The following is a 17,353-nucleotide window of genomic DNA, read 5'->3' as shown; positions in this document are numbered from 1 at the left end:
GCGGTCAGCGTTTCCATTAGGAATCAAACAATTAAGTAAAAACAACTTCTGTTTTTTTACCGCTTTATGAAACACGAGGAAAACAGAATACAAATTTTTTTATCAGCATGTCTGAACAAACAAAATCACAAGAAGAGTTTTTAGCAAATTTTAACTGGCATAACTTCCAAGAAGGAATCGATGCAGTAGATGAGAAAAACTTACAAGAGTTTGAAGAACTAGTATCAAAAACTTTCATCGCTACAGATCAGGAAGAAGTAGTTGAAGGTGTTGTTGTTAGAATTACAGATAGAGACGTTATCGTTGATATCAATGCTAAATCTGAAGGTGTTATTTCTTTAAACGAATTTCGTTACAACCCAAACTTAAAAGTAGGTGACAAAGTAGAAGTATTAATCGACATCCGTGAGGATAAAACAGGTCAGTTAGTATTATCTCACAGAAAAGCACGTACTATCAAATCTTGGGATAGAGTTATTGCAGCTAATGAAACTGGAGAAATCGTTAACGGTTTTGTTAAATGCAGAACTAAAGGAGGTATGATCGTTGACGTATTCGGTATCGAGGCGTTCTTACCAGGATCTCAAATTGACGTTAAGCCAATTAGAGACTACGATGTATATGTAAACAAAATGATGGAATTCAAAGTGGTAAAAATCAACCACGAATTCAAAAACGTTGTTGTATCTCATAAAGCACTTATTGAGGCTGATATTGAAGTACAGAAAAAAGAGATCATCGGTCAATTACAAAAAGGACAAGTATTAGAAGGTGTTGTTAAAAACATTACTTCTTATGGTGTGTTCATTGACTTAGGTGGTGTTGACGGATTAATTCACATTACTGACCTTTCTTGGAGCAGAATCAACCACCCAAGTGAAGTTCTTGAATTAGACCAAAAATTAAACGTTGTAATCCTTGATTTCGATGATGAGAAAACAAGAATTCAATTAGGATTGAAACAATTAAACGCTCACCCATGGGATGCTTTAGATGCTAACTTAACTGTTGGTGATAAAGTGAAAGGTAAAGTAGTTGTAATCGCTGATTACGGTGCATTTATCGAAGTTGCAGAAGGTGTTGAAGGTTTAATTCACGTTTCTGAAATGTCATGGTCAACTCACTTACGTTCTGCTCAGGACTTCGTGAAAGTTGGAGATGTTGTTGAGGCAGTTATCTTAACTCTTGACAGAGAAGATCGTAAGATGTCATTAGGTATCAAACAATTGACTCAGGATCCATGGACTGACATTACTTCTAAATACCCAGTAGGTTCTAAACATACAGGTATCGTTAGAAACTTTACAAACTTTGGTATTTTCGTAGAATTAGAAGAAGGAATTGATGGATTAATTTACATCTCTGACTTATCTTGGACTAAGAAAATCAAACATCCATCTGAATTTGTTAACGTTGGTGAGAAATTGGATGTAGTGGTATTAGAATTAGATGTTGACGGACGTAAATTATCTTTAGGTCACAAACAAACTACTGCTAATCCTTGGGATCAATACGAAGATTCTTTCGCTGTAGGAACTATCCACAATGGTGAAATTTCTGAAATCGTTGACAAAGGAGCTACTGTAGAATTCGGAGATGATATCGTTGCTTTCATTCCTACTCGTCACCTTGAAAAAGAAGACGGAAAGAAATTGAAAAAAGGTGATTCTGCTGATTTCAAAGTAATCGAATTCAATAAAGAATTCAAAAGAGTAGTTGCTTCTCATACTGCTATCTTCAGAGAAGAAGAAGAGAAAAACGTAAAAGCTGCTGCTGAAAACACTGCTGCTGCATCTACTAACGCACCAGCTGCGACTTTAGGTGACAACAATGATGTGTTAGCTGCTCTTAAAGCTAAAATGGAAAAAACTGAGAAAAAATAATTCTTAGATTTTTTATAAATAGAAAGTCCCACAGTGATGTGGGACTTTTTTTGTTTCAAGTTTCAAGTTTTGAGTAGTGGAGTCGAGAAATTTTTCCTAATTGAATTTGGAATTTAAAAATAAAGTTCGATTTTAATTTGAAGCTATTTCCAGCTATCATTCCAAATCTTTTATGCCGAACTCCGGCACAAAAGGATTTTCCCTTCTATCTGGGCTAGGCAACCGTTTTCAGAATAATTTAATTTGAAGCAAGTAATTTCATTTCTTCAGGAGTGTAATAGTCTACAATTGCATACGAATTTATTGCTGTAATGTTCATTTCGTCAAGAATATCAACCAGATTGCCGTAATTAGATTTTTTGCTTGGTTTGATGATGACTGTAACACCTATTTCAGGTTTTCCCATTCTGGCAGAATATTCATGAACTTTTCTGTCAATACTTAATAGTTCTTTACGTATTCCGTCTTTTCCATATTTTACTTCTTTAGGTATTTGTATTGGAGATTCTAATATTCCCATATAAGTAATCATTTTGTTATTATCGTCAAGTAATACAGTTAAAATTCGCTTTTCATCTGGTTTATTACAACCAGGTTCCGGCCCGCAACCTCTTTCACCACGTCCAAAGCCCATTATTTTTGGCTTTCTCAATTCACCTGCAACCATAAAAAATATTATTAGTAAAAAAGAAATACTGACCATTGCGGTTAAATCAACTCTTGTATTTATTTTTTTGCTTCTGACTTTTCTATTAATTTCCATAGTTTTGAGAATTTTAGTTAGCTGCTAATAATTTTGTTTCTTCGGGAGTGAAATCATTTACGATTACATAAGTCCCAATTTTAGTTATGGCCATTTCATCTAAAATGTCAACAAGGTTTCCATAATTAGATTTGTTACTTGGTTTTATGATTACGGTAATACTTTTTCTGTAGTCTCCAGTGTATTCCTGAATTTGTTTCGTTTTAGTTACTAACTCTTTTCGAATACCATCTTTGCCATATTTTAGCTTTTTTGGTGATTCATCAGAAAATTCTAATAATCCTGAATAGGTTATGATATTATTTTTGTCATCAAGTAAAACAGTTAAGGTGCGATTTGCTAAACCGGCACCGCAACCCCATCTGCATATATCGTCATTATAATCCGGCAAACCTAAATCCATTATTTTCGGTTTTCTTAATTCCGCCGCAACCATAAAAAATATAATCAGTAAAAAACAAATACTGACCATTGCGGTTAAATCAACTCTTGTGCTTAATTTTTTGCTTCTGACTTTTTTAGGCATATTTTCCATAAATGATAGGTTTTGATTCTAAAGTTAATAATAAAATGAATATAAAAATGATGCATTTTTAGAAATTTAATAAAAAATAAAATAATTCATTAATGTTTTGTTTTACAGCGTATACTGCCAATATTATTCGTTTTTTTAGCAAATAAACATTTTTTGAAAACCAAAATAGGTTTATCCCCGTAAATGAGCTTATAACTTAAAAATATTCATTATGAAAACTAGAAAATTTTTAGCAGCAGCAGTTTTAGCTTTAGGATTTACATTTACATCAAATGCTCAAAAAACAGTAATGGTAGGGGGAGCAGCAATGTACCCAAATAAAAATATTGTTGAAAATGCTGTAAACTCAAAAGAGCATACTACTTTGGTAGCTGCTGTAAAAGCTGCGGGATTAGTTGAAACTTTACAAAGCAAAGGACCTTTTACGGTTTTTGCTCCCACAAATGCTGCTTTTGATAAATTACCAAAAGGAACCGTAGAAACCTTATTAAAACCAGAGAACCAAAAGAAACTTCAAACCATCCTGACTTACCATGTAGTTGCCGGAAAAATGAACGCTTCAGATGTTGCAAAAGCAATAAAAATGGGTAAAGGAAAAGCAACGCTTAAAACTGTGAGCAGCGGAACTTTGACTGCCTGGATTAACGGAAAAGATTTATATATTTCTGACGAAAGTGGAAACAAATCTAAAGTGACTATTGCTGATGTCAATCAGTCAAACGGTGTAATACATGTAGTGGATACTGTATTGTTACCCAAAATGTAAGATCAAAATATAAGGTTAATTGATTTTTTTATAAGTGTTTTTAAGTCCCGGTTTTATTGTATTAATGAAACCGGGACTTTTTAAATTATATCTTCTTCACGTATTGTGTAATAATGACAATCTGTTGACCATCGACTTTTCCTTCAATATATTCAGCATTTTCATGGTCTAAACGAATGTTACGTACCGCAGTGCCTTGTTTGGCGACCATACTGGATCCTTTTACTTTCAAATCTTTGATTAAAACGACAGAATCTCCGTGCTGTAAAACAACGCCGTTGCTGTCACGATGAACCAGTTTGTTTTCGTCATCTTCACCTTCTCCGGTTGCCTGCGCCCATGCAAGTGTATCTTCGTCTAAATACATCATATCCAGTAATTCCTGAGGCCATCCGGCAGAGCGCATACGGCTTAACATTCTCCAGGCCACAACCTGAACCGGAATGTTTTCATTCCACATGCTGTCGTTCAGGCATCTCCAGTGATTTAAATCGACTTTATCAGGGTTTTCAATTTGGTCAATACAAGTGTTACAGGCAAATACAGCTTCATCTATACCACCTTTTTTAGTGGGTAAAACGGTATATACTTTTAGGTTTTCTTCAGCGCCGCAAAGTTCACATTTAGATCCGCTGCGTTTATTTAATTCTCTTTCGATACTCATGGTTTGATTTTTATTTGAGGGAGCGAAATTAGGTTTAATTTAATTTGCTTACAAATTTATATTTGGCTTTGTAAATCTTGAAATTGAAGATGTTTGTATTTGTTTTTGAAGCACAAATTTCATATTTCAAGACCGTTTGTCCCGCTAACCGCTTGTATCTTTTTCTGCCTAAAGAAGTCAGAAAAAGGATACCACTATTATCGGGGCTAAATTAGAAATTTTGTTTTCATAAGATGATGTTTAGATATTATAAATCTTTCTTCACCCTCACAGCATCTGGAACTAGCATTTCATATTCGCCTCCATGACGTAATACATCCCGAACAATACTTGAACTGATGAATGATGTACCTGCTGCTGTTAATAAAAACACCGTTTCAATTTTAGAAAGTTTTCGGTTCGTATGTGCAATCGCTTTTTCGAACTCGAAATCGGCAGGATTTCGCAAACCCCTTAAAATAAAATTGGCTTTAAGTTTTTTTGCCAGATCGATAGTTAAACCTTCGTAAGTGATCACTGAAACTTTGGGTTCGTTTTTGAAAGTTTCTTCAATAAAACGTTTTCTTTCTTCAAGTGAAAACATGTATTTTTTTTCGGCATTGACACCTATGGCTATTATGATTTCATCAAACAAAGGAATTCCTCTTTTTATAATATCTTCGTGTCCAAGAGTAATTGGATCAAACGATCCGGGAAATATGGCTTTTTTCATTTTTTAAAGTTTCTAAGGTTCTGAGGAGCTAAGTGTCTAAGTTTTTTTCAAAGCAGCAAGCTTTGGAATTTGGTATTTTTAAGTATTGGAATTTCTCTACGTTATCCTTTTTGTATTTATAGATTCAACCCATTCTTCTTTTTGACAAACCTTACATTTTGCAGTACCTGTTTTTTGCTTTTCTGTATGTCCGCAGAAGGAGCAGGAATAAGTTCCGTCTATTGGAATAATTTTACTTTTTTCAGTAAACAAAGCAGGCAATATTGGCAATCCGTACCCGACTTCTTCGTCTGGGTAATAAAAAACGCTTATTTCTCCACTAGGTTCTATAAAAGCGTGTTTCACCTGTCCTAAGTGTTCAATAGATTTTATACGAAGTTCAGAGAAAAATTCATCCTGTGCGAGCGTTTCTTTTTTGAAACTGGTTATAGAAAATTTTCCGTCCTGAATAAGACATACCGTCTTTCCTTCAACAAATTCTTCAAATTTTTTGCTTTTTCCGGTCAGCCAGGTTACAGTTCTATACAAAATCATAATCACCGCAAAAACCATTATAGCTGGTACAATCCCAACATCTTCATAAAACATCGGATCACCCGCAGCAGAACCTAATGCAATTACAATTACGGTTTCGAAAATCGATAATTGTTTTACGCCTCGTTTCCCTGCCAGTTTTAAGGTCATCAGTAAAATGATAAACATTACCGTGGAACGAAATATGACTTCCAGAAGAAATATTCCGGGCAATTCGTTAAATAACAATCTATTCCATTCGAAAATTTCTTTCATTTTTTTTAAGTTGCAAGGGTTCTGAGATTCTAAGTTACTAAGTTTTTCACTTTGAAACCTAAATTTTCTTGATTTGTCATTCCGACGAAGGAGGAATCCTCGTGAGAAGCTCTATAAAGTATTTCAATCTTTACGGAATTTAATCGTGGAGATTGCTTCGCCAGTTCGCTATCGCTCGTGCAATTTCATTAAAGTTAAGCATTAAAAGATAAAATGATTGCTGATTTTTGAGTAACGATTTTTAATTTCTGATCTAAAAAAAACTCGTTAAATCGACAATCAAATATTTATCCACATCAAATTTTAAATCAAAAATGGCTAATCCTCAATTTAAAAACTCTTAACTTAATGACATTGATCACTCGTGTCCTCCTTCATCGGAAGGAACATATTGTGTGTTTTCGTTACAATTAAGATTATTAAAAAATAAAGGTGCTAAAATCGTAGAATTTTAGCACCTCATTATCTTGTTATCTTTAAGCCAGCGCCAGCTCAATTGCATTGGTAAATAAATCTTCCAGCGAAATTCCGGCTGCTTTGGCTTGCTGTGGAATTAAACTTTCGGTTGTTAATCCCGGAATAGTGTTCATTTCCAGCATGTGCGGTTCATTGTTTACGATAATGAATTCACTTCTTGAGAATCCTTTCATTTTCAGTACTTCGTAAGCACGTTTAGCTGTTTCGCCAATTTTTTGTGTCAGTTCATCTGAAATTCTCGCAGGCGTGATTTCCTGTGATTTTCCTTCGTATTTCGCTTCGTAATCAAAGAAATCATTGTCTGATACGATTTCGGTGATCGGTAGAACGATGATTTCGCCTTTGTAATTAATTACCCCAACAGAAACTTCAGTTCCGTCAAGGAAACTTTCGATGATGATTTCGTTGTCTTCTTTGTAAGCCACTTCAATGGCGATTGGCAATTCGGCTTCGGTTTTTACTTTAGAGATTCCGAAACTTGATCCGGCTTTGTTTGGTTTTACGAAACAAGGCAGTCCCACTTTTTTCACGATTTCTTCGGTATTGATTACATCGCCTTTATTCAGGTAATAAGAAATGGCTGTTTTGATTCCGTATGGTTTTAAAACTGATAATAAATCACGTTTATTGAAGGTCACGGCAGCCTGATAATAATCGCAGGAAGTCTGCGGAATTCCTAATAATTCAAAATACGCCTGCATGAGACCATCTTCGCCCGGGGATCCGTGAATAGCATTGAAAACACAGTCAAATTTGATTTTCTCACCGTTTACGGTTACAGAGAAATCGTTTCTGTCAATTGGGAATTCAGCATTATTTTCGTCAACATAAACCCATTTTTCTTTGAAAATATGAATTCGGAATCCGTTGTATTTTGTTTTGTCAAGGTATTGTTTTACTACGTTTCCGCTGATTAGAGAGATTTTATATTCGCTTGAATATCCGCCCATGATGATGGCTATGTTTTTCATTGTATGTATGGTTTGTTTAAAGTTTTATTTGTTTCATGTTTCAGGTTTCTTTGCCACGAATTGCGCTAATTTTTTCTCCAGCTTGTCATTTCGACGTAAGGAGAAATCACACAAGAAACTCCACGAAGTAATGAACCAATATTTGTCGATATGCTAATGTCATTTCTTCCAAAAAGGTCGAAAAAGGAAGAGCGTTCTTTTGAAAACGAGTGCTCTAGCCCTGATGGCAGCGACATCCTTTTGTGCCGGGGTTCGGCGCAAAAGATACAGCGGACAGCAGGAAACAGCTCCTTATAATAACGTGTATTATTCGCTTTCTTGCTTAAAACAAAATTATCATTTTTTTTGAAACGAAATAGCTTTATCTTTGCGTTCATCTAAAAATAAATTTATGAGTTTACGTAAGTATTTAACGAGCCGTGTGTTTTTTTTACAAGTGTTGGGTGCAGCTGCTATTATTGCTATTATAGGCTATTTGTTTATGCACTGGCTGACATTTACAACAGATCACGGACATGAAATTGCGGTTCCGAATTTAGCTAAACTGACGGAAGAACAGGTAGAGGAAAAACTGGATGAACTGGATCTGGATTATGTGCTTTTGGATAGTGTTGATTATAGAAGTGAATATCCTAAATTTAGTGTTGTAGAGCAGGATCCGCTTCCGGGAACGATGGTGAAAGTAGGAAGAAAAATATATATTAAAATTAATGCTTCTGGATTTTCATCTGTTCGAATTCCGGATTTAATTGATAAAACCTATCGTGAAGCGGTTCCGACTCTGAAAGCTTTAGGACTTCAGGAAGGTACGATTACGTATATTCCGAATCTTGGAAAAGATATGGTTTTAGAACTTCGCTATAAAGGCAGAAACCTGAAACCAGGAGACCGTGTACTGAAATCGTCTAAAATTGATTTGGTTTTAGGAGACGGAAAAGCAAGTTATGTTGATGAAAGTGAGGCTGTAGACAGTACTGCTGCGCCAATTGAAGAAACCCCGGCTGATGAACAATAATAATGAAGAAAATTTAGATCTGGAAGACGAGTTATTCGAACATTACAGATTTGAAGTCCCAAAAGGTCAGGCGTTTTTGCGTATTGACAAATATTTAATGTATTTGATTCCGAATGCCACACGAAATAAAATTCAGAATGCGGCCACTAACGGAAACATTTTTGTAAACGACATTCCGGTAAAATCAAATTACAAAGTAAAGCCTTTTGATGTGATAACGGTGATGTTGTCGCATCCACCGTTTGAGAATAGGGTAGATCCGGAGGATATTCCGCTTGATATCGTTTATGAAGATGAAGCGCTCCTGCTTATCAATAAACCACCTGGACTAGTCGTGCATCCGGGACATGGAAATTATACCGGAACTTTGGTGAATGCTTTGGCTTTTCATTTTGAAAATCTGCCAATGAACAGCAGCGAGCGTCCTGGTTTGGTTCACCGGATCGATAAGGATACATCGGGACTTTTAATTATTGCCAAAACGGAAGCTGCAATGACGCATCTGGCTAAACAATTTGAGGCTAAAACCACAGAGCGTGAGTATGTTGCCTTGGTTTGGGGAAATGTTGCAGCAGACAGAGGAACGATCGAAGGAAACTTGGCGAGACACTTAAAAGACCGTATGCAAATGGCAGTTTTTGCTGATCCTGAAATAGGGAAGCCGGCCATCACACATTATAAAGTGCTGGAACGTTTTGGTTATGTGACTTTGATTTCGTGTAAACTGGAAACAGGAAGAACACACCAAATTCGTGCGCATATGAAGCATATTGGACATCCGTTGTTTAATGACGAGCGTTACGGAGGTCATTTGATTTTAAAAGGGACTACATTCACAAAATACAAGCAGTTTATAGAAAATTGTTTTAAAGCTTTACCACGTCAGGCACTGCATGCTAAAACACTTGGATTTGTTCATCCGAATACAGGTGAAATGATGCGTTTTGATACCGAATTGCCTCAGGATTTTCAGGATTGCATTGAAAAATGGAGAAACTATGTGAAATCGCATAATACTGAAGATCAGGAATGATAATTGGATAACGTGACAATTACTTAATTAGATAGTACTTAAATATTAGAAAGCTCCTTATGGGGCTTTTTGTTTTAAGAATGTAGTTGATCTAATTTGTTTTTGATGATGATTTTTTATCCGTTAGATTTTGATTTCCGATGAAAAAATGTATCGAAAACAGAAAAATTGTTAAAAACGGTACTCAATTCATGTCACTTCTAGTGCGAAACTATTAAGAAGTTTTGTTCTGTTTGTCTTCAAAAAAGAAAACACTCCAACGAACGCTTTTAATGAATTACACCCAACAGCTTAAGTGGAATAATTTAAATAAAAATGCCCCAAATAGTCTAACTTTTGGGGCATTTTTATTTAATTTTTATCTTCTAACAAAGGCACAAATCTAAATTCTCCAAACTCATGTTTTTCAAATTGTGTTTCGTTTTTACGAATTAATAAAGTCATAATCTGAACGTCTTCTCCAAGCGGAATTACCAGTCTTCCTCCTATTTTTAACTGTGCCATCAACGGCTTAGGAATAAAAGGTGCACCGGCAGTAACAATAATACTGTCAAACGGAGCGTAATTTGGAAGTCCTTTATACCCATCCCCAAACGAAAGATGTTTAGGTCTTATATTTAATTTCGGAAATAGATTAGACGTTGTTTTAAAAAGTTCTTTCTGTCTTTCAACACTGTACACTTTTGCACCCAGCATAAACAAAACAGCAGTCTGGTAGCCCGAACCTGTGCCTATTTCCAGAATTTTGTGGTCTTTTTTTACTTCCAGCAGCTGAGACTGAAAAGCAACAGTATAAGGCTGTGAAATAGTCTGACCTGCTCCAATAGGAAAAGCCTTATCCTGATAAGCATAATCTTCAAAACTCGAATTCAAAAAAAGGTGTCTTGGGATTTTTTTTATCGCATCCAAAACCGCTTTATCAGTAATCCCTTTTTGCTCTAAAGTGCTTACTAATTGATTGCGAAGTCCTTGATGTTTGGCAGTATCTTTCAAAATTAGGTAGGTTTTATTTTCGCAAAAATAAGAAACAAAACAGGAAATCAAATATTGATTTTTAATTATTAAATTAATAAAGTTAGAGGTCAAAAGTTAAAAGTCAAAAGCCATTGCTTATAATTCAGAATTTACAATTCACAATTAGCTAAATTCTTTTTCACTTTCAACAAATAAATTCTATTTTTGTTTAAAATACATTCAAATGTTAAAAGTAGGAGTTTTAGGTGCCGGTCACTTAGGTAAAATACATTTACGCTTATTACAACAATCTGACAAATACGAATTAGTTGGATTTTATGATGAAAATCAGGAAAATGCCGAAAGAATTTCAAAAGAGTTCGGTTATAAAAACTTCAACACAATAGCAAAATTAATCCACGCTGTGGATGTAATCGATATTGTAACCCCAACGCTTTCGCATTATAAATGCGCTAAAGTAGCGATCAAATCAGGAAAACATATCTTCATTGAAAAACCAATTGCCAACACTGTTGAAGAAGCTGAAGAAATTATGGCTTTAGCAACAGAGTACAATGTAAAAGGGCAGGTTGGTCACGTAGAACGTTTTAATCCTGCTTTTATCGCTACCAAAAACATGATCGAAAATCCCATGTTCATTGAAACACATCGTTTGGCCGAATTTAATCCTCGCGGTACAGATGTTCCTGTTGTTCTGGATTTAATGATTCATGATATTGATGCTATTTTAAGCGTTGTTAATTCAAAAGTTAAAAATATCAGTGCCAGTGGTGTTTCGGTAATCAGTGAAACTCCGGATATTGCCAATGCCCGAATTGAATTCGAAAATGGCTGCGTTGCTAATTTAACTGCAAGCCGAATTTCGATGAAAAACATGCGTAAAACACGCTTCTTTCAAAAAGACGCCTACATTTCGGTTGATTTTCTGGAGAAAAAATGTGAAGTTGTTCGTATGAAAGATGCTCCTGAAGTTCCTGGAGATTTTGATATGATCCTTCAGAATGCAGAAGGAGTAAAAAAACAAATCTATTTTACTAATCCGGATGTAGAGCAGAACAACGCCATTTTAGACGAATTAAATGCATTTGCCGATGCCATTAACAATAACACAACTCCGGTTGTAACACTGGAACAGGCTACTGATGCTTTACGTGTGGCATACCAAATAATAGATTGTTTCAAAAAATAAGACAAAATATAAATTGTAAATTTAAGGTTTAAAGCTTGCTGAAAAGTAACTTTAAACCTTAAATTTTAAAATATAAATACAAAATTAAATGAAAACTATAGCTGTAATTGGTGCCGGAACAATGGGTAACGGAATTGCACATACTTTTGCGCAAAGCGGTTTTATTGTAAAACTAATTGATGTTTCGGAAAAAGCATTAGACAAAGGAATGGCAACTATTGCTGCAAACCTTGACAGAATGCTGGCTAAAGGTACAATAACGCAGGAAGAAGTTGCCAGAACAATCACCAACATTATTACCTATACTGATATTAAAGACGGTGTTGTAGGAGTAGATCTGGTGGTAGAAGCAGCAACTGAAAATGTAGAATTGAAACTGAATATTTTCAAACAATTAAATGAAGCTTGTTCACATAACACTATTTTAGCAACAAACACCTCTTCGATTTCAATTACGCAAATTGGTGCTGTAGTCGCACATCCCGAACGCGTTATCGGAATGCATTTTATGAATCCGGTTCCGATTATGAAGCTGGTAGAAATCATTCGCGGATACAATACCAGTGATGAAGTCACCAAAATTATCATGAATTTATCTGAAAAACTGGGCAAAGTTCCGGTTGAAGTAAACGATTATCCGGGTTTTGTTGCCAACAGAATTTTGATGCCTATGCTAAACGAGGCAATTGAAACGTTATATAACAAAGTAGCCGGCGTTTATGAAATTGATACGGTAATGAAATTAGGAATGGGGCATCCTATGGGACCACTCCAATTGGCCGATTTTATTGGGCTTGATGTTTGTCTTGCTATTTTAAATGTAATGTATGATGGCTTCAAAAATCCGAAATATGCTCCATGCCCTTTACTGGTTAATATGGTAAGAGCTGGCAAATTAGGCGTAAAATCCGGTGAGGGTTTTTATGATTACAGTGAAAGTAAAAAGGCTGAGAAGATTTCTAAACAATTTTTGTCCGCATAAAAAAAATTAACAATGTCAATAGCATCGAACTTAAATACAATCAAAGAAAGCTTACCTGAGCATGTCACGTTAGTTGCCGTTTCAAAAACAAAACCTGTTTCAGATTTAATGCAGGCTTATGAAGCCGGTCAGCGCATTTTTGGAGAAAATAAAATTCAGGAGATGGCCGATAAATATGAGCAAATGCCAAAAGACATTCAATGGCATATGATTGGTCATGTTCAGTCGAATAAAGTCAAATTTATGGCACCATTTGTAAGTCTGATTCACGGAGTTGACAGTTTGAAATTATTGCAGGAAATCAACAAACAGGCATTAAAAAATAATCGCGTTATTGATTGTCTGCTTCAGATATACATTGCCGAAGAAGAAACAAAATTTGGTCTTGACGAAAAAGAACTTTCAGAATTATTGTCTTCATCGGAATTCAAAGAGATGAAAAATATTCGTATCTTAGGATTAATGGGAATGGCAACTTTTACAGAAAACCAAAACCAGATCAAAAAAGAATTCCTGTATTTAAAATCCATTTTTGATTCATTGCAAAATAAAGACGCACAATGCCGGGATACACAGCAGTGTATTTCTACATCTGCTCATTTTTCAACGATTTCGATGGGAATGTCAGGCGATTATCAACTTGCCATTGAATGTGGAAGCACTATGGTTAGGATTGGGAGCAGCATTTTTGGAGGGAGATAAAAGTCAATATCAAAAATCAATGACAATGGCAATATCAATTTTAAAATTTAAAATATAAATGGAAAAAATATTCAATTTTGATGATCGTCTGATTCGTTTTGCTGGAGAATGTATATTTTTTACAAGACAATTAGAAAGAATTTTTGAAAATGAATATTATAAAAACTAATTAATCAGATCGTCTGGAAGTGCTTCTTTAAATTTCGGTGAAGCACAGGGTACAGTAACTGATAAAGATTTTATATTTAAAGTTTCATTAGTTGTAAAAGAATTAAAGGAATCCGGAAATTCTTTAAAAATAGTAGATTATATAAAAGAAGGTGATAACGATAAAAGAAACAAGCTTCTTACTGAAGTAGAACAACTTATTGCAATTTCATCAAAAATGATAATAAATAAAAAGTAATTTTTCAATAGCAATAGCAATACAATGACAATTTTAATAAAGAATTTCAATTTTAAAGCATTGATTTTTGACATTGTAATTGATATTGATTTTTGATATTGTCATTAATTTTTGACATTTGAAAATGTACGCAATACTAGACATAGAAACAACCGGAGGCCAGTTTAACGAAGAAGGAATTACCGAAATCGCCATCTATAAATTTGATGGTCATGAAGTAGTGGATCAGTTCATTAGCCTTGTCAATCCTGAGATTCCGATTCAGCCTTTTGTGGCTAAATTAACCGGAATCAACAATGCTATGCTGAGTTCTGCACCTAAGTTTTATGAAGTTGCCAAACGAATTATCGAAATTACTACAGATTGTATTATTGTGGCGCACAACGCCTCTTTTGACTATAGAATCCTGCGTACCGAATTCAGACGTTTGGGCTATAATTTTGAATCTAAAACACTCTGTACTGTAGAATTAGCTCAAAAATTAATTCCAGAACAGCCTTCATACAGCTTAGGAAAATTAGTCCGTTCCCTCGGAATTCCAATTGCCGACAGACATCGTGCAAGCGGAGACGCAATTGCGACAACTAAACTATTCAAAATATTACTCGAAAAAGACCTGGAAAAAACCATTGTCAAAGATTTTGTGAAATTCGAAATTGAAAAAGGGATTTCACCAAAACTGCAGGATCTTGTAAATCAGATGCCTGCTAAAACAGGAGTGTATTATATTCATAACGAAGGAGGTAATTTAATTTACATCGGCAAGAGCCAAAATATCCGAAAAAGAGTCAATCAGCATTTTACCGGAATTACAACCAAAAGCAAAAGAATACAAGCAGAAGTTTTTACCATTACTTATGAAGAAACAGGAAGCGAGTTAATCGCTTTGTTAAAAGAAAGCCAGGAAGTAAAAATAAACCGCCCGAAACACAATCGCTCCCAAAAGAAGACTGTTTTCCCTTTTGCCATTTATGTGGAAAAAGATTCAAACGGTTATTTGATTGTAAAAATTGGAAAAGCCGACGGACGTAAAAAAGAAATTACGTCATTCGCTTCTTTGCAGGAAGGCAAATATGCGCTTTTTAAATTCACAGCAAAGTACCATTTATGCCAAAAACTAACAGGTTTATACCAGACTAAAAAAGAGTGTTTTCAATACAAAATAAAAGAATGTGATGGTGCCTGCATCGGCGAAGTAACTCCTGAAGACTACAACTTAAGGGTAGAGCAGTTTATTGCTGAAAACAGTTTTGAAAACAAAAACATGATTCTCATTGACAGAGGGCGAAACGTAAATGAAAGAAGCGCTATTTTAATCGAAAACGGAACTTATAAAGGGTATGCTTATTATGATTTAAATTATCAGATTACCAATATAGAAATCCTGAAAAAAATCCTGATTCCAATGCAGCACAATCGCGACGTAAAAAATATTATTCAACAATACATTCGAAAAAGCAAATCTTTAAAAATACTTCATTTTTAGCAAAATAAAATTTTCATTATCTTTAAGGATATGGAAAATAAAAAATCACAATACGAAATCTTTAGAGAAAAAGTCAAAATCGTACTTTACGGCACCAATACCATCTTAGGAAGAATGTTCGATTTGGTTCTTTTAGGCCTGATCTTATTGAGCGTTTTATTAATTATGCTTGATACCGTTGAGGGAATCAGCTCCAAATATCATTACCAGTTATGGATTTGCGAATGGATAATCACCATCTTTTTCACCATTGAATATGTCTTAAGGATTATTTCAATCCAAAAACCGGTTAAATATATTTTCAGTTTTTACGGAATAATTGATTTATTAGCCGTTTTGCCCATGTATTTATCGATATTTTTCCCCGGAGCCAGTATTTTATCCATTGTAAGAGCACTGCGTTTTTTGCGGTTATTCAAAATTCTTCACCTTCCGCAGATCTCTCATCAGTCATTTCAGTTAAAGGAAGCTATTGACGCCAGCAAAGAAAAAATCCTGGTTTTTATTTATTTTGTCCTCATCAGTACCGTAATCATTGGCTCACTAATGTATGTGGTCGAAGGCAAAGAGTCCGGATTTACAAGTATTCCAATGGCAATCTACTGGACAATCGTAACACTGACAACTGTGGGTTATGGAGATATTTCTCCGCAAACTCCTTTAGGACAGTTTATAGCAGCAATGGTCATGATTCTGGGTTACGGAATCATAGCGGTCCCAACCGGAATCGTAACTGCCGAATTTGCTAAAAAAAGTCTTCGGGATAATACTGTCAGCACAAAAAAATCCTGCCAGATCTGCGGTTCACAGCTTCATTTTGATAATGCCAAATTCTGTCACGAGTGCGGAAGTGAATTACATCATTAATTTATGAAGCTATTCCGGCTGTACATTGCAACTCCTCCTTATCTTTGTTGTTTTTTAAGTCATAAAAGCAGCTTCTAAAGTCGCTTCTTTTATGCCACAAAAACTAACCAATATAAGTCCGGGGTTTTCATTTCCATCCGGGCTAAAAAAACATATGAAATACCTAATTACCATTGTCGGACCAACAGCCATAGGCAAAACAGCCTTAAGCATTGCATTGGCAAAACATTTTAATTGTGAAATAATATCCTGTGACAGCCGTCAGTTTTTTAAAGAAATGAGCATCGGTACAGCTGTTCCAAATCAGGAAGAATTGCAATCAGCAACACATCATTTCATCCAGAACAAATCGATTTTCGAAAATTATACGGTTGGCGATTACGAAAAAGAAGCGCTTTTAAAACTAGAAGAATTATTCCAAAAAAATGATTTCGTTATTCTGATTGGAGGATCTGGATTATATGTCGATGCTGTGTTGAAAGGCTTCGATGAATTTCCGGAAATCAATCCAGAAGTACGTTCAGAAGTTAATTTTAACTACGAAAAACTCGGAATCGAATATCTTCAGGAACAATTGAAAAACCTGGATCCTGATTACTTTCAAAAAATCACTTTAGAAAATCCACAGACCCTTCAAAATCCGCAAAGAATGATGCGTTTTGTTGAAGTTTGTATCGGAACTAAAAAACCATACTCCTCCTTTTTAAATCAAAAGAAAAACAACAGGGAATTTATGCCTGTTCTTATTGGTTTAGAAGCTGACAGAGAAGTAATTTACAACCGAATCAACCAGCGTGTTGATAGTATGATGAACGAAGGTTTACTGGAAGAAGCCAAATCCTTATATCCTAATAAAGCGTTAAATGCACTTCAAACTGTGGGTTATAGAGAATTATTCAGTTATTTTGACGGAGAATTCACTTTGCCTTTCGCTATAGACGAAATCAAAAAAAACACCAGACGATTTTCTAAAAGACAATTAACGTGGTTCAAACGAAATGAAAACACCAAATGGTTTGATTATGCTGAAGACAGAAAAGTAATTATAAATTATATTGAGGAAATTGTAAAATAAAATCTTTTTTCTTTGCTCTTTATTTATTTTCAAAAAATCTAAAATCTAAGAAGTCCAACAATC

At 34.9% G+C, this 17,353-nt stretch carries 19 protein-coding genes; 11 read left to right on the top strand and 8 right to left on the bottom strand.

What is annotated here, in order from left to right:
- Nucleotides 1-107 precede the first annotated feature (107 nt).
- The gene (rpsA, locus tag ACNC7R_RS13420) at nt 108-1,883 is read left to right on the top strand and encodes a 30S ribosomal protein S1 (protein WP_417941581.1); all 1,776 of its coding nucleotides are present in this window, start codon (nt 108-110) and stop codon (nt 1,881-1,883) included.
- Nucleotides 1,884-2,121: 238 nt separating this feature from the next.
- On the opposite strand, the gene ACNC7R_RS13415 is transcribed toward rpsA, so the two are convergent.
- Nucleotides 2,122-2,646 carry a biopolymer transporter ExbD gene (locus ACNC7R_RS13415; RefSeq protein WP_417941580.1) on the bottom strand — a complete coding sequence of 175 codons (525 nt, stop codon included), beginning with the start codon at nt 2,644-2,646 and terminating at the stop codon, nt 2,122-2,124.
- Nucleotides 2,647-2,659: 13 nt separating this feature from the next.
- Complete coding sequence (locus tag ACNC7R_RS13410) at nt 2,660-3,181, bottom strand: biopolymer transporter ExbD (protein WP_417941579.1); 522 nt, start codon at nt 3,179-3,181, stop codon at nt 2,660-2,662.
- Nucleotides 3,182-3,392: 211 nt separating this feature from the next.
- On the opposite strand from ACNC7R_RS13410, the gene ACNC7R_RS13405 reads away from it, so the two are divergent.
- A complete protein-coding gene (locus tag ACNC7R_RS13405; RefSeq protein WP_417941578.1) occupies nt 3,393-3,947 on the top strand; it encodes a fasciclin domain-containing protein in 555 nt (184 codons plus the stop codon).
- Nucleotides 3,948-4,032: 85 nt separating this feature from the next.
- Here ACNC7R_RS13405 and ACNC7R_RS13400 read toward each other — a convergent pair whose 3' ends face one another.
- The 5 genes from ACNC7R_RS13400 to ACNC7R_RS13380 form a co-directional block, all read right to left on the bottom strand.
- Nucleotides 4,033-4,611 carry a PhnA domain-containing protein gene (locus ACNC7R_RS13400; protein ID WP_417941577.1) on the bottom strand — a complete coding sequence of 193 codons (579 nt, stop codon included), beginning with the start codon at nt 4,609-4,611 and terminating at the stop codon, nt 4,033-4,035.
- A 247-nt stretch (nt 4,612-4,858) separates the two neighbouring features.
- A complete protein-coding gene (coaD, locus tag ACNC7R_RS13395) occupies nt 4,859-5,323 on the bottom strand; it encodes a pantetheine-phosphate adenylyltransferase (protein WP_417941576.1) in 465 nt (154 codons plus the stop codon).
- A 96-nt stretch (nt 5,324-5,419) separates the two neighbouring features.
- Nucleotides 5,420-6,112, bottom strand: a complete 693-nt coding sequence (locus tag ACNC7R_RS13390; RefSeq protein WP_417941575.1) for a DUF421 domain-containing protein — start codon at nt 6,110-6,112, stop codon at nt 5,420-5,422.
- 476 nt (nt 6,113-6,588) lie between these two features.
- Nucleotides 6,589-7,560 carry a D-alanine--D-alanine ligase gene (locus ACNC7R_RS13385; protein ID WP_417941574.1) on the bottom strand — a complete coding sequence of 324 codons (972 nt, stop codon included), beginning with the start codon at nt 7,558-7,560 and terminating at the stop codon, nt 6,589-6,591.
- A gap of 65 nt (nt 7,561-7,625) precedes the next feature.
- The gene (locus ACNC7R_RS13380; protein ID WP_417941573.1) at nt 7,626-7,796 is read right to left on the bottom strand and encodes a hypothetical protein; all 171 of its coding nucleotides are present in this window, start codon (nt 7,794-7,796) and stop codon (nt 7,626-7,628) included.
- A 155-nt stretch (nt 7,797-7,951) separates the two neighbouring features.
- Between ACNC7R_RS13380 and ACNC7R_RS13375 the strand changes: the two genes are divergently transcribed.
- Both ACNC7R_RS13375 and ACNC7R_RS13370 read left to right on the top strand, forming a co-directional pair.
- On the top strand, nt 7,952-8,575 hold the full coding sequence (locus tag ACNC7R_RS13375) for a PASTA domain-containing protein (protein WP_417941572.1): 624 nt from the start codon (nt 7,952-7,954) through the stop codon (nt 8,573-8,575).
- The gene (locus ACNC7R_RS13370; protein ID WP_417941571.1) at nt 8,565-9,608 is read left to right on the top strand and encodes an RluA family pseudouridine synthase; all 1,044 of its coding nucleotides are present in this window, start codon (nt 8,565-8,567) and stop codon (nt 9,606-9,608) included. The genes ACNC7R_RS13375 and ACNC7R_RS13370 overlap by 11 nt, the downstream gene beginning before the upstream one ends.
- Nucleotides 9,609-9,959: 351 nt before the next feature.
- Here the strand turns inward: ACNC7R_RS13370 and ACNC7R_RS13365 are convergent, their stop codons facing one another.
- Nucleotides 9,960-10,601, bottom strand: a complete 642-nt coding sequence (locus ACNC7R_RS13365) for a protein-L-isoaspartate(D-aspartate) O-methyltransferase (RefSeq protein WP_223680800.1) — start codon at nt 10,599-10,601, stop codon at nt 9,960-9,962.
- Between the two features lie 205 nt (nt 10,602-10,806).
- On the opposite strand from ACNC7R_RS13365, the gene ACNC7R_RS13360 reads away from it, so the two are divergent.
- The 7 genes from ACNC7R_RS13360 to miaA all read left to right on the top strand — a co-directional run bounded on the left by ACNC7R_RS13360 (nt 10,807) and on the right by miaA (nt 17,290).
- Nucleotides 10,807-11,772: a Gfo/Idh/MocA family protein gene (locus ACNC7R_RS13360; protein WP_417941570.1), complete on the top strand. Its 966-nt coding sequence runs from the start codon at nt 10,807-10,809 to the stop codon at nt 11,770-11,772.
- 88 nt (nt 11,773-11,860) lie between these two features.
- Nucleotides 11,861-12,754 carry a 3-hydroxyacyl-CoA dehydrogenase family protein gene (locus ACNC7R_RS13355; protein WP_417941569.1) on the top strand — a complete coding sequence of 298 codons (894 nt, stop codon included), beginning with the start codon at nt 11,861-11,863 and terminating at the stop codon, nt 12,752-12,754.
- Nucleotides 12,755-12,766: 12 nt separating this feature from the next.
- Nucleotides 12,767-13,456: a YggS family pyridoxal phosphate-dependent enzyme gene (locus tag ACNC7R_RS13350; protein ID WP_417941568.1), complete on the top strand. Its 690-nt coding sequence runs from the start codon at nt 12,767-12,769 to the stop codon at nt 13,454-13,456.
- Between the two features lie 172 nt (nt 13,457-13,628).
- The gene (locus tag ACNC7R_RS13345) at nt 13,629-13,862 is read left to right on the top strand and encodes a four helix bundle protein (RefSeq protein ID WP_417943174.1); all 234 of its coding nucleotides are present in this window, start codon (nt 13,629-13,631) and stop codon (nt 13,860-13,862) included.
- 124 nt (nt 13,863-13,986) lie between these two features.
- The gene (locus tag ACNC7R_RS13340) at nt 13,987-15,348 is read left to right on the top strand and encodes an exonuclease domain-containing protein (RefSeq protein ID WP_417941567.1); all 1,362 of its coding nucleotides are present in this window, start codon (nt 13,987-13,989) and stop codon (nt 15,346-15,348) included.
- Nucleotides 15,349-15,378: 30 nt separating this feature from the next.
- Nucleotides 15,379-16,215 carry an ion transporter gene (locus tag ACNC7R_RS13335; RefSeq protein WP_417941566.1) on the top strand — a complete coding sequence of 279 codons (837 nt, stop codon included), beginning with the start codon at nt 15,379-15,381 and terminating at the stop codon, nt 16,213-16,215.
- Nucleotides 16,216-16,369: 154 nt separating this feature from the next.
- Entirely contained in the window at nt 16,370-17,290 is a 921-nt protein-coding gene (gene miaA, locus ACNC7R_RS13330; RefSeq protein ID WP_417941565.1) for a tRNA (adenosine(37)-N6)-dimethylallyltransferase MiaA, read from the top strand.
- The last annotated feature ends 63 nt before the right edge of the window (nt 17,291-17,353 follow it).

The organism is Flavobacterium adiutor, assembly GCF_048282555.1.
Lineage (GTDB): Bacteria > Bacteroidota > Bacteroidia > Flavobacteriales > Flavobacteriaceae > Flavobacterium.
The sequence above is the reverse complement of the archived record's forward strand: the minus strand, read 5'-3'. Positions and strand labels throughout refer to the sequence as shown.

What these genes read in the sequence shown, in the direction of transcription:
- ACNC7R_RS13360 (WP_417941570.1), top strand. Translation starts at nt 10,807, where the DNA reads ATGTTAAAAGTAGGAGTTTTAGGTGCCGGTCACTTAGGTAAAATACAT.
- miaA (WP_417941565.1), top strand. Translation starts at nt 16,370, where the DNA reads ATGAAATACCTAATTACCATTGTCGGACCAACAGCCATAGGCAAAACA.
- ACNC7R_RS13355 (WP_417941569.1), top strand. Translation starts at nt 11,861, where the DNA reads ATGAAAACTATAGCTGTAATTGGTGCCGGAACAATGGGTAACGGAATT.
- ACNC7R_RS13375 (WP_417941572.1), top strand. Translation starts at nt 7,952, where the DNA reads ATGAGTTTACGTAAGTATTTAACGAGCCGTGTGTTTTTTTTACAAGTG.
- ACNC7R_RS13370 (WP_417941571.1), top strand. Translation starts at nt 8,565, where the DNA reads ATGAACAATAATAATGAAGAAAATTTAGATCTGGAAGACGAGTTATTC.
- ACNC7R_RS13350 (WP_417941568.1), top strand. Translation starts at nt 12,767, where the DNA reads ATGTCAATAGCATCGAACTTAAATACAATCAAAGAAAGCTTACCTGAG.
- ACNC7R_RS13390 (WP_417941575.1), bottom strand. Translation starts at nt 6,112, where the DNA reads ATGAAAGAAATTTTCGAATGGAATAGATTGTTATTTAACGAATTGCCC.
- ACNC7R_RS13380 (WP_417941573.1), bottom strand. Translation starts at nt 7,796, where the DNA reads ATGTCGCTGCCATCAGGGCTAGAGCACTCGTTTTCAAAAGAACGCTCT.
- ACNC7R_RS13415 (WP_417941580.1), bottom strand. Translation starts at nt 2,646, where the DNA reads ATGGAAATTAATAGAAAAGTCAGAAGCAAAAAAATAAATACAAGAGTT.
- ACNC7R_RS13410 (WP_417941579.1), bottom strand. Translation starts at nt 3,181, where the DNA reads ATGGAAAATATGCCTAAAAAAGTCAGAAGCAAAAAATTAAGCACAAGA.
- rpsA (WP_417941581.1), top strand. Translation starts at nt 108, where the DNA reads ATGTCTGAACAAACAAAATCACAAGAAGAGTTTTTAGCAAATTTTAAC.
- ACNC7R_RS13385 (WP_417941574.1), bottom strand. Translation starts at nt 7,560, where the DNA reads ATGAAAAACATAGCCATCATCATGGGCGGATATTCAAGCGAATATAAA.
- ACNC7R_RS13400 (WP_417941577.1), bottom strand. Translation starts at nt 4,611, where the DNA reads ATGAGTATCGAAAGAGAATTAAATAAACGCAGCGGATCTAAATGTGAA.
- ACNC7R_RS13340 (WP_417941567.1), top strand. Translation starts at nt 13,987, where the DNA reads ATGTACGCAATACTAGACATAGAAACAACCGGAGGCCAGTTTAACGAA.
- ACNC7R_RS13405 (WP_417941578.1), top strand. Translation starts at nt 3,393, where the DNA reads ATGAAAACTAGAAAATTTTTAGCAGCAGCAGTTTTAGCTTTAGGATTT.
- ACNC7R_RS13335 (WP_417941566.1), top strand. Translation starts at nt 15,379, where the DNA reads ATGGAAAATAAAAAATCACAATACGAAATCTTTAGAGAAAAAGTCAAA.
- coaD (WP_417941576.1), bottom strand. Translation starts at nt 5,323, where the DNA reads ATGAAAAAAGCCATATTTCCCGGATCGTTTGATCCAATTACTCTTGGA.